This window comes from Bacillus sp. F2HM (assembly GCF_019266135.1).
Classification (GTDB): domain Bacteria; phylum Bacillota; class Bacilli; order Bacillales; family Bacillaceae; genus Bacillus; species Bacillus safensis.
In genome coordinates, this window is record NZ_LRMO01000006.1 from 88,333 (window position 1) to 100,544 (window position 12,212).

Here is a 12,212-nt window from a genome sequence, read left to right on the forward strand (position 1 = left end):
TTAATAGAGAAGGTGCAACAGCCTTCTCTATACACCTTTAAAATGGAAGTGTTGTAAATGCATAAATATTTAACATATACAAAAATGTTGTTAATCAATGATCTAAGAAGACACCAACGAAATAATGCTCTCATTTTTGTATTTTTTGCTTTCTTATACATAATAACACCACTATTACTAGGTATATTAACTCCTTTTTTCGTTAAGGATTTAACAATAATCTATTTATCGCTGTTTATATTTATGTTTACAGTTAATATTGATAAAAGTTTGATGAGAATACTTTTCTCTACTGATAAAAAACAGATGGCTATTTTAAAAGTTCATCTAGATCAATATATCTTCGGCAAAGATATGAGTAAGTTTTTCAGCACTATTGTGGGTGTATTATTCTTCATTTTAGGGTCTTACTTAGCAAATTTAATTATAAATGGGTATGAGGGAGCTTTTACAATCGCTGCTTTGGCAGCCTCGTCTTTTATTTTAGGTTACTTACTTAGATTACATGTCTTGTTGCTACTTTCTAACCCAAAGTTTTTCTCAATTTCATCGAGTATTGGTTATATAACTACTGGCCTTATTGCACTGTGGGTTTTCACTGTATTTAGATTCAATTTATTAACAAATTCTTTATCTAGTTATTCAATATATTTTATTTTAACCTTCACATTTATTAGCTTATTGTTATTGATGAATTGGAAGAAAAATGTTCGTAATGTACCAATTTTTAATTCCCAAAAAGAATTAAAAGAAAAACGAAAAAGAACATCTAGAGAGTTTAATCATATTTTGTTTTATGAAATTACACTTCTCATGAGAAATCCTCCTATTCAATGGTCAGTATTATTATTTATATTAACAATATCTGGGGGGTTATTTGGTCTAATTCTTTATGGTGTTAATACAAATCAACTTGAAACATTGAATATAGAAAATGATTTTTTATTTATTTTTAGTGTGATTTTTCCAATGATTATTATATCGAACGCAATACAACCATATGTCTCTTTTGATATTGATGGCCCCATTCTTCCTTTAAAACAGAATCTACCTAACTTAGTGAAAAATAAAATTAAAAACAAGATTATTTTATCTATTATATTACACTTGTTTTTTTGTATTTTATATATCATTTTTTCAAGCTTTGTATTAAAACTAGATCAGCCTTTTTACGTGATGATTACTTTAATAAACACTTGCATTCTCGTCGGTATTTGTACTGTCGGTTCTACTGTTGTATTTCCTTATTTTAATTGGGAATTTGTTTATCAAGTTCCAAGTTCTCTTAGTAAATTGACTTTAAATATTTGTTATGGTTTCATTCTAGCTTTATCCGTGATTTCCTCATATAGCACAGTATATTTTATTTTAACAAATTCTGTTATGGCTGCTTGTTCATTCATCATTTTATTTTTAATGATTAAATTGTGGGATAGAACAATCAACAAAAATTATAAATCATTTAAAACATTATTTGAGTGAGGGATTGTATGTTATCAATTCATGGTCTAATAAAAGAGTACAAAGAGTCTAACTTTAAAGTTATGATCCCTGAGATGCATTTCCAAGAGGGTAGAATTATCGGACTATTAGGTAAAAATGGTGCTGGAAAAACGACTATTTTAGAAATGGTAGCTGGATTGATAAACCCTGATGAAGGTCAAATATTAATAAATCATAGTAAGCAAAATTTTTCTTCTGTCGGATATATGGAAGACGATCCAACTCTATTTGAGAACCTAACCTGTTTTGAACTTGTAAAATATCAATCTATGCTTGTAGAACAACCTTTAGAAAATGAACAAATCAAGGATTTATTGAGCAAATATGGATTAGAAGAACAAATTCACCGCCGTTCCTCTGCTCTTTCAAGAGGTATGAGACAAAGAATGTCTTTTATTTTAACCATATTACATCATCCAAATATTATTTTATTAGATGAGCCATTTACAGGTCTTGATCCTACTAACATGGCTGACATGAAAAAACATTTAAGAAATTTCAGAGATGCCAACAAAATCATTTTGCTCTCCACACATATCATTCAATTTGCTGCAGACTTATGTGATGAAATCCTTTTTATTGATAATGGTAGTATTATTCACTCAGAAAAAAAATCTTCAGGAGTGACTTTTCATGAAGATCAGCTCGAAAAGAAGTTTTTTGAAAAATTATCTTAAAAATTTTTCAGTTTTTATCATATTATTTTTAGGAGGTTTTAGTTTAAGTATTTTTGCTTCAACATTTATAGATAGTATAGATTTTAAAAACAACATTGAGATTCATAGCTATCTAGAAATTTTTTTTAATAACCTTTTTGTGTCACTCCTAATATTAATATCTGGAATTGTTAGTTTAGGTTTGTTATCTAGCATTATTATTTTTCTAAATGGTTTTTTCTTAGGTGCATTTTTTATATCGTATACCTATATATATGGAATTGATATAGCATTATACTATATTATTTTCCACGCTCCGATGGAAATTGTCGGTTTGTTCCTTTTTTATTTTGTCTCTTTTGATATATCAAGACAGATTACAGGATATATCATATCTAAAAACAAAATTTCATTTAAAACAAAAGGGAAAATCTATGCTAGTCAGCTTATAACCGGGGTTTTCTTATTATTTATTGCTTCGATGATTGAATTTTATTTTATAAAAATTTGATATTGTTAAAGGGTGCTATTATGAAAAAACACATTTTATTAGTATGTATGCTTTCTGGTATAATAGCTTTCATCCTTTCTATATTAAAAATGGGTGAAATAAATAAAAATCTATTAGAGCTACAACATGATGGGAATCAAGATTTAATTGAAGTTAGTAAGTGGATAGGTATTTCACTTGCTGTGATTGGAGAAATATTCAAGCCAATGATTGAAGTTTTATTTTTTTCATTAGTCATTTTTTTAAGTTTTATTATTTTCGGAGTAAAAGATTCCTTTAAAAGTATTTTTAAAAAGGGGATATTAGCTTACTATTACATTTTACTAGGCAACTTGATTGTTATTATTTTATACCTGTTAAAGGTATCTAATGCTGAACGCACGATTACACTTCCATTTTTATGGAACATCAACATTTTCGTTATAGTCGCATTTAGTGTGTGGTGCTATTCTTACTTAAAAGATCAAGAAAATAGAAGTTATAAATTTTACATCCCATTCGTTTTATTATTCTTATTTTCATTAGCTATATCAGCGTTTTCAAGTATTATTCCTCAGTAAAAAACGACCCTATTGATGGGTCGTTTTTTCTTAATTCTTGATCAATTGTTGCCTGGCTGCAAGCTCAATCACATGTCTCATCTGCTCTGCAAATGGCTCGGGATGTGTGTTGATGTACATGTGGCCTCCATCGAAATCGGTGCGTTCGATGGTTTTTGCCCATTTTTGCCAGCCGCTTGCATCCTTCATGCATTTCTCATCTTGCTTTCCATTGAATAAATAAACAGGTGTGTCGATAATCGATTGATCTGTGTGCTGAAAGGTTTCTAGTGCCCTGTAATCTGCACGCAATGATGGTGTAAAGTAATCCATCATTGGTTTGTTCTCTAGTAATTCCTTTGGAATCCCACCCATTTCGGCAATATGCTGTACAAATGCTTCATTGGATAAATGCGTCAGCATCTGCCGTTTTGTTTGCGGGGGCTGAATGGCTGAGATCACCACTGCTGTCGGATAGATCCCTTCTTTTTCTAGCAGCTGGGTTAGTCTGTATACCACAAGTCCTCCCATTGAATGTCCGAACAGAATAAATGGGCGGTTCAATTTGTCCGTGAGCCCCTCTTTATACAGCTCTGCCAGCCTGTCAATGCTTGTTTCAAGCGGCATGAGATTGGTGCCGTGCCCTGGAGGCTCTGCTGCTGTGACTTCGGCCATGTCTTTTAGCTGTTCAAAGAGTGGACGGTATGAGGCGGAATATCCGCCGGCAAAAGGAAAACAAATAAGCTGAATGAAATCTGATTTTTTTTCAAAGGTTTTAAATAACTGATTCATACGTCTTTACCCCTTTATAATCGTTTGAAGAATCCGTGCCAGTTCATCTGCCTGCGGTCTTTTCATCATGGTGACATGGTCGCCTTTGATGTGGTAATACGAGCACGACCCTTTCGTATAAGCCTCCCAGTCTGAAAACTTCTTCTGGAAATCGCTTGCGTGATCACTGCTTTGGACAATATAAAATGGCACAGGGAATGGTTCTTTTTCTAATTCAATGGCTTGTGACATGATCGTATTATGCGTTTGCATTTGCAAATATTTATCTAAATATTGATCATTCATGAATTGATGAACAACTTCATCCTTTTCTGCCTCTTTGAGTATTTTCTGCTTCACTTCCTGGAAGCTCAATCCTTGTAAAGCTTCTGGCTGGATGCCGACCAGATTCCCCATTCCAAGGACAAGCGCGAGCATTTTCACTTCTTCTTCGTTCATATCGGCATGAAGTCCCTGATCTGCCTCATCTTTTAACACTGGCACCGTATCTAATATGATGAGTCCTTTCGGTGCTTTTCCTGCATGAGAGAGCCGCTGATTCATTCCGTAGGCAAGATGCCCGCCCATTGAATGCCCTGCGAGATAGTCAATCCCCGGACGGTAGAACGTCTCAATAGCTTCAATAAAAAGGGTCACAAGCTCCGTATAATGGAGAAATTGCGGCTCTTCATCCTCATATAGGCCAGGAGACTGCAAGGCGTACACAGTGCCTTGATGTGTCATGAGCTTAGCAACATCAATATAGCCCATCACCGTTCCACCAGCAGGCGGCGCGAAGAATATTCTCGGTTCGGCTGGATCGCCTTTTTTCAGCTCGATCACGTAGTCCTTCGGAGACCTTTCGACGTTCTCAGCGGCTTCTGGCACTGCGTCCAAATGTGCGGCTAATTGCGCAGGCGCCGGGTGCATGAAAATCCATTTTGGATCAACACGAACACCTTTTTCTTTTAATTTGGCCACAGCCTGAATACTCATAATGGAATCGCCGCCCAGATCAAAGAAGGAGTCATGCATACCTACTTGCTTCACACCAAGCACTTCCTTGAAAGCTGCGACAATCCGCTCCTCCGTTTCGGTGACCGGTTTGTCGTCATCATGGGAAAGGGAAATTGTTTCTGTTGGCTCTGGCAATGCTTTTTGATCAACTTTTCCGTTCGTTGTCACCGGCATTTCATCCAGTACGACAAAGTAACTTGGAATCATATAGCCTGGCAGGCTTTCCTGCAAAAAGGCTTTCCAGCCCGGAACAGGGTTTTCTCCGTTTGTTACAAGGTAGGCCGCCAGCCGTTTTGAGCTGCCATACGTTTTGGCGATGACTGTACATTCTTTGACTTGTGGATGCTTGAGCAGGGCTGTCTCAATTTCTCCGCATTCAATCCGGTAGCCTCTAATTTTCACCAGGTCATCTTTTCGGCCGAGATATTCAATGGTGCCATCTGACCGCCATGTACCAAGGTCGCCTGAACGATACAGCTTGTCTCCCTTTAGTTCAGGAAAAGGATTGTCAATAAACCGCTCCTTTGTCTGCTCTGGATCATGAAGGTAGCCTTTCGCAAGACCAGTTCCACCGATATAAATTTCTCCTTTGACGCCTGCTGGTACTGGGTTTAGCGCTTCGTCCAGTATGACAACAGTTGAGTTCGACACCGGCACACCAATTGGAACTGATTTTGCGCCTGCTGGCACGTGTGTGACTTGATGTGTTGTGGCTAATGTCGTGTTTTCTGTTGGACCGTAAGCATTGACGAGCACACCTTCCATATGCGGCAGTGCCTTTCGTGCATGCTCACTAGACATGGCTTCCCCGCCAACGAGTAATGTGCGGTAGCCTGCCACACTTTTCGGATCGTGCTCTACCAGTCGATTAAATAAAGCGGTTGGCAGACAGTTGGCTGTCACTTGATACGTTTTGATGAATTGCGTTAATTCTTCCATATTCAGTGCTGCATATTTTGGGAGCAGAATCAGCTGACCGCCATTCAGCAGCATCCCCCATAATTCAAATGTAAAAGCATCAAAAGCATAGTTTGAGAGCTGAAGCATTTTGTCATCTGGACCGAGCTTGATATAGTTTGTTTCTCTAACTAAGCGGACAACTCCTGCATGAGGGAGCATCACGCCTTTTGGTGTACCTGTTGAGCCTGATGTGTAATTGACATAGGCGATCTGGTCTTTACCTATAATCGATGATTCTCTTTGATAACCTGCATTTGTTTCTGGTATTGGCTTGTCCATGATAATCCTTGTACCTGTAAAGCCTACTAGACGATCTGCAAGATGAGACTGAGTGATGATCACATCGCTTTGCGTATCACGAACAATGAGACGGATGCGTGCATCAGGATATTCAGGTGACATCGGAACATATGCAGCACCAGATTTGATGATTCCTAGGACCGACACAATCATGTCAAAGGAGCGATCAAATAGCATCGGTACAAGGGAGCCTGGTCCAATTCCTTTTGACTGCAAGTAAGCAGCAAGCTTTGTCGCCTTCTTATCCAAGGCTTCATACGTCATGTGTTCATCCATATAGGACAAGGCAATACGATGCGGATCACGCTGCACCTGCTCTTCAAACAATTCTTGAAGCGTCCGCTTTGGATATGGCGTATCTGTTTGATTTTTTCCTAGAATCATGGCCGCCTGTTCCACTTTGTCCATTAAGCAATAATCAGCAAATGTACGCTCAGGCTGTGCCGTCATGCCATCTAGCACATGGAGATAATAGTTCATATAACGATGAATGGTCTCTTGATCAAATAAATCCGTATTGTATTCCACATGAATCGACAGCTGCTCTTCCTGTTCAAATATATGAAGGGTGAGATCAAATTTAGATACTGTATAATGGATCATCACATGTTCACTTGTCAGCCCTTTAAGGTTTACATCAAGTGAATCGGTGACATACCCCATGGCCGCCTGAAAAATAGGTGACCGGCTTAAATCTCGATCTAACGAAAGGTCATCGACAAGCTTGTCAAATGGATAATGCTGATGCTCAAACGCTTTTAATGTCATCTCTTTCACGTTTTCCAAAAGATCAGCAAACGTCTCTGCTGTTGAGACATCCTGTCTCAGCGCAAGTGTATTCACAAACATCCCAACGAGCTGCTCTGATTGCTTGGCATCCCGACCCGCGATAGGCGATCCAATGATGATATCTGTCTGTCCGGACAGTTTGTGAAGCAGGACGTAGTACGCGGACAGCATCGTCATGAACAAGGTCGTGCCCTGCTGCTTGGACAAAGCCTGCAAGCGGCGGATAAGCGGTTCATCCAGTACAATTTGCTCTGTAGCACCGTTAAATGTTTGAACCGGCGGACGAGGACGGTCAAACGGCAGCTCCAGCACTGGAAGTTCACCTTGTAACGTATTGAGCCAATAGGTTTGGTCTTCTTGATGATGCTTTAATTGTTCATTTTCCCAATGTACATAATCTGTCCATTCGATTTCTAAGGCTGGGAGCTGCGGCGTTTCATCTGCAAGCAGCGCGTCATATGCCACTTCTAATTCCTGAATGAGCAGGCTGAGTGACCATGCATCTGAAATGATGTGGTGCTGCGCGCAAAGGAGATAATACTCCTCCTTGCCCATATCTACTATCGTCCACTGCGCAAGAGGCCCTCTTTCTAAATCATAGACACGTTCTGCCTCTTGCTGAATGAGCTGCTTGAGTCTTCTCGCTCTTGTTTTTTCATTAAATAATGAGAAATTTGCCACTGTCACAGATGGCGGAAGGTCTTCACGAATAAGTTGCACCGGCTTGCCGCCAAGTGATTTAAATACTGCCCGAAGTGCTTCATGCCGCTTTGTTAAAAGGCCAATCGCTTTTGTTAATGCTTGAATGTGTAATGGTCCTGTCAGCTTCCAAGCACCTAATATATTGTAATGATGGCTCTTTTCTAATGTGGATAAGAACCAAATACGCTTCTGGGCATGTGACAGTTCATAGCTTGTTTGCTTTTCAAGCTTTGGAATTTTAGCTTCCTGAACGGCTGGCGCCCCTTTGATGTCATCAACCATTTGCGCCAGATGTGCCAGATGCTTGCTTTCAAATAATATTTTTAAAGGCGCCTTCATTGAAAATTCATGATTGATCCGGGAAATGGTTTGAGTTGCCTTTAGTGAATGTCCGCCAAGATCGAAGAATTGATCCTCTTTGTACACGCGATCTACATCTAAAATGTCCTCCCATATGGCGGCAAGAAGCTGCTCTGTCTTCGTTTCTGGTAATTGCTTTTCAAGGCTTTGGACGTTTTTGTCATGATTCAATTTGAGTGCTTCATGATCAATAGAGCCATCTTGTTTTTTCGGTATTTCCTGTACTTGCTGAATGTCCCATTTGCCTTCTGAGACGCTCGTGATCTCTTCAACATGCACTTCTTTGCCAGGCTGAACGGTGTAAAAAAGCTTTTTCTCAAAGACCGGTATTGGAGCTGGCTGAAGATACCCGGCGATGTCTGGATTTGCTCCGTCCAGACCGATAAACAGATGCGCTTCATTGAGCCGAACACCTAAACATAATGAATGGAGACCTTGTTTCTTTCCAATCAATTGAAATCCTTTGCGAACGGTGAGAGCTGCTCCGGTATGCCCCTTAGACAAACCGAGATTATCCCACATACTGAAGTTCAAAGAGATTGCTCGTCTTCCTTCTTGAAAGGTGAGAGCATGCGCGAGTCCATCTAAAAAGCTGTTGGCCGCAGAGTATGCCCCAAATGTTGTGCCGCCAAAAAAGCCATTGACCGATCCAAAAAAGACAAACGGTACTGTCGGATCATACTTAAAGGCTTCCTGCAGGACCCATGCCCCGTCTGCTTTCCCTGACATTTCTTTTGTGAAATCCTCTTCTGACGTATGAGCCAGTGAATACTTGTCCGCCTGCTGAAAATGCTCAGACACATTGCCAGCACCGGCTAAATGCAGCACACCCCGAATTGATTGTCCAAAATGCTTTTCTGCCTCATAAATCGCCTGTTCAACGTCACGTAAGTTGGTCACATCTGCTTGGATATAAATGACGTCACCAACATCTTTTAGCTGTGAGAAGGCTTCTTTCTTTTCCAAGCTGTCTTCCAGAGATGTCCGTCCGATCAAGACGAGCTTTAAGCCAAATTGGAGCATCTGTTTAGACAGCTCAAACCCAATACCGCCAAGTCCTCCAGTCAATAAATAAAGACCTTCATATTCTAAAAACCCTTCTGTTTGAGGCGCTTCGATCATATTGACTTTTTCCAGCTTTGGTACGAATCTGTCCCCATTTCGGTAGGAAACCTCTGCTTTTATATGAATCGCAGACAATTCTTCCGCAATATGCTTGGCATCCTGTTCTACATTCTCCGCTTCAATATCAAGATGAGACACCTCTGCTCCTTCCCATTCTTGCGGAATGGTTTTTAGCAGACCTACAAGGGACGTTTTCTCCACATGAAGATCGTCTTCAGGCTTCACAAATTGACCGCCTTTTGTCACAACGACAAGACGGATGGGCTCTTTATTTGCTTGTCTCAATGCTTGATACAAGTACAAAATGGATTGACCCGTGCTGGCATGCAGCTCTTTGAACTGCGCAGGATCAACGATGTCTTCTTTGTCTGACACATTCCACAGATGGAGCATGCGCCCGATCTTTAGTTCATCTGCTTCAAGTGCGGCAACGAGCCTGACGTAATCCCCCTTGATTCTCGGATTTATCTGGTACATCCCTTTGGACAGACGCAAAAATTCATGCCCTTTTCTCACAGAAATATATGGCTGATTCTTTTGCTCAAATTGTGCGTAAAGCGATTGATAAAGTCCTTTTTCATCCTCGAAAACGAGTACATGGTCAGCAATAGGCTGAGTTGGACCGATATGCTCCTTAGCCCAAATGCGTTTGAAAAACCAGTCTGGGAGTGTTTGTTCATTTTCAGAAGCAAGATCCAGTGCCTGTTCAATGTCACGGAAGGCTCCATCTTTTAGTGCTGCGCCTAACTGGGCACGCTGGATTTTCCCACTTTCCGTTTTTGGAAATTGGTCTTTTTTCACCGGAATGATGTGATCAGGCTCTATTCCGATTTTTCGAATGATAGCCTCTCTCATCTGTTGAATTATTGCGATTTGTTCCTCTATTGAATCCCTTTGTGAGACAAAAAAGACGGCAAGCGTGTCATTGCTTGATTCGGGATTATAAATGCCGTACGCAGCGGCAAAGGTGACTTCGACCCCGTCCACTTCTTCTACAACCGCTTCAATTTCGTAATTCAAATAGTTTGCGCCGTTGATCACAATGATGTCTTTTTCTCGACCTGTCAGAACGAGACGCCCTTCATGAATAAAACCTAAATCCCCTGTGTGAAACCAGCCGTTTTCCGCAAATACTTCTTGATTGGCTTCCTCATTTTGATAGTAGCCCATCATAATTGTTGGACTCTTCACCTGCAAGCGCCCAACCTGATCTTCTGGCAGCACCTCGTGATGCTCATCTACAATTCGAATCCATACAGACGGAATCGGCGTGCCGACTTCTGTAAACGTCATCTTGTTCGGATGATCGTGCGTCACATATTCGATCTCACTTGTTAACGAGGTCTGATCAATCGTCAGCTGTCCATCCTGTTCACTGTTCCGCATAAATTTCTTTGACTGAACAATGGCTGAGGATGTTTCTGACATACCGTAAGCAGGTACCATCGCATGACGGCTTAATCCGTGCTGCCCCATGATGTGCATGAAGCGCTGCGTGACTTTCGGAACAACCGCTTCGGCTGCATTCATGATATAAGTCAGAGTGGACAGGTCCCAGTTTCCCTTACGAATGTCGTCTTCATATTCATTCATCATGGCAAAGGCAAAGTTTGGTGCCCATGTCCTTGTGACACCGTATGTTTCTACCCAATCCAGCCACACCATCGGCCGCTCGATAAATTGATCGATGGATGGACTAATCTGCTGGCAGCCAAGGTAGACGTCATGTACATGAAACATAACAATTCCACCAACATGATCAAGCGGCATCCAGTTAAGCGACACATCCTCATGTGTAAAGCCGTTTACCTGCTCAAAGGCCATAATTCTAGATAAAATGCTTTGATGATGATGACGGATACACTTTGGTACACCCGTACTTCCTGAAGACAGCAGCTGCAGCACAGGCTCATCCGGCTCTGGCTCATAATGCTGTTCATCTGGTTCATACGCCAGCAACGCTTCAATTGTTAAGATAGGCATGACCTTCGCTTCAAATGCCTCACGCAGCCCAGCAATGTCCTCAGCACTTGCTTCATTCGTAATAATGAAAGGTTCATTTTGCAGCTGAAACACGCCCTTCAGCTTATTCACACCTTGATTCATTTCATCATAAACAGGCGGCACAGAGACTGGGGTCGGAATGATTCCTCCGAGAATACAGCCCCAGAACACCGTGATAAAATCTTGATGCTCTTTCAATTGAAGTAACACTTGATCGCCGTTTGACAGTCCTGCTGCCCTTAAACCGGACAGAACGCGTTCAGCGCTAGTTAGTAATTCAGGATAGGTTTGGGTCAACGTACGCCCGCCTTCTTTCAAATAAGTCACCCCGCGGTCTGGTGACATAAAGGCTGATCGAATCAGCACCTCTGTCAGCGTGACAGGTGTGCCTGGTTTTTTGATCACATCTCCGCCATACACAAGTGCAGGCGGCTTCTCATGTAGAGATGATGGTTTTGCTTCGCTCGCTTCACTTTTCGAAAGCGGTCCGTTCCCTTGAGTACGCTGTCGATCAGGAAACAGGTCATCTAGGTGATAGGGCGTGCGTTTTTCTGACTGACTTTCAAAGAAAGCGGCCGCTTCCTCTACTCCATCTATAGCTTTGGTGCGCTCTTCTATCTTTCTTAATTCCTCTTGATCTATGATTTCAATTGAAAGCAGTGCCTCTGTGTCGACTGCTCCACTTTCTGTCTTTGGCAAAGAAGGTAATAAGACGAGAGCAGCTGGCACTTCATGAGGATGAAGTGGACCTTTCTTCAGATCCTCTCTTGTCAGCGAAGGGTCCTTCGCCTGTGCAAATAGCACAAGCGATAAACTGCCTTCTTGATTTTTCTTCGGAATGATTGCACATTCCTTTAGCGGAAAATGAAGCATCATGACTTGCTCTAATGCTTTAAGATCCATCCGTTTTCCGTTGATTCTGACGATATGATTTGCTGCATGTCCTTTTCGTCTACTCATTAACATCGTTCTTCT

6 protein-coding genes are annotated in these 12,212 nt (G+C 40.9%); 4 read left to right on the forward strand and 2 right to left on the reverse strand.

Translation table 11 applies throughout. The features are described from left to right. Positions 1–57 precede the first annotated feature (57 nt). Genes AWT60_RS04510 through AWT60_RS04525 form a run of 4 tightly spaced genes read left to right on the forward strand, consistent with a single transcriptional unit; the run spans position 58 to position 3,230 of the window. Positions 58–1,482 carry a hypothetical protein gene (locus tag AWT60_RS04510; protein WP_041089039.1) on the forward strand — a complete coding sequence of 475 codons (1,425 nt, stop codon included), beginning with the start codon at positions 58–60 and terminating at the stop codon, positions 1,480–1,482. Between the two features lie 8 nt (positions 1,483–1,490). Next, a complete protein-coding gene (locus tag AWT60_RS04515) occupies positions 1,491–2,180 on the forward strand; it encodes an ABC transporter ATP-binding protein (RefSeq protein WP_133744749.1) in 690 nt (229 codons plus the stop codon). Beyond that, entirely contained in the window at positions 2,137–2,670 is a 534-nt protein-coding gene (locus AWT60_RS04520; protein ID WP_218676962.1) for a stage II sporulation protein M, read from the forward strand. Before AWT60_RS04515 ends, AWT60_RS04520 begins: the two co-directional genes overlap by 44 nt. Before the next feature lie 20 nt (positions 2,671–2,690). Beyond that, positions 2,691–3,230, forward strand: coding sequence for a hypothetical protein (locus AWT60_RS04525; protein WP_218676963.1), 540 nt, complete (start codon positions 2,691–2,693; stop codon positions 3,228–3,230). 30 nt (positions 3,231–3,260) lie between these two features. On the opposite strand, the gene AWT60_RS04530 is transcribed toward AWT60_RS04525, so the two are convergent. Beyond that, positions 3,261–4,001, reverse strand: a complete 741-nt coding sequence (locus AWT60_RS04530; RefSeq protein ID WP_218676964.1) for a thioesterase II family protein — start codon at positions 3,999–4,001, stop codon at positions 3,261–3,263. Positions 4,002–4,007: 6 nt separating this feature from the next. Beyond that, positions 4,008–12,203, reverse strand: a complete 8,196-nt coding sequence (locus tag AWT60_RS04535; RefSeq protein ID WP_218676965.1) for a non-ribosomal peptide synthetase — start codon at positions 12,201–12,203, stop codon at positions 4,008–4,010. Positions 12,204–12,212 lie beyond the last annotated feature (9 nt).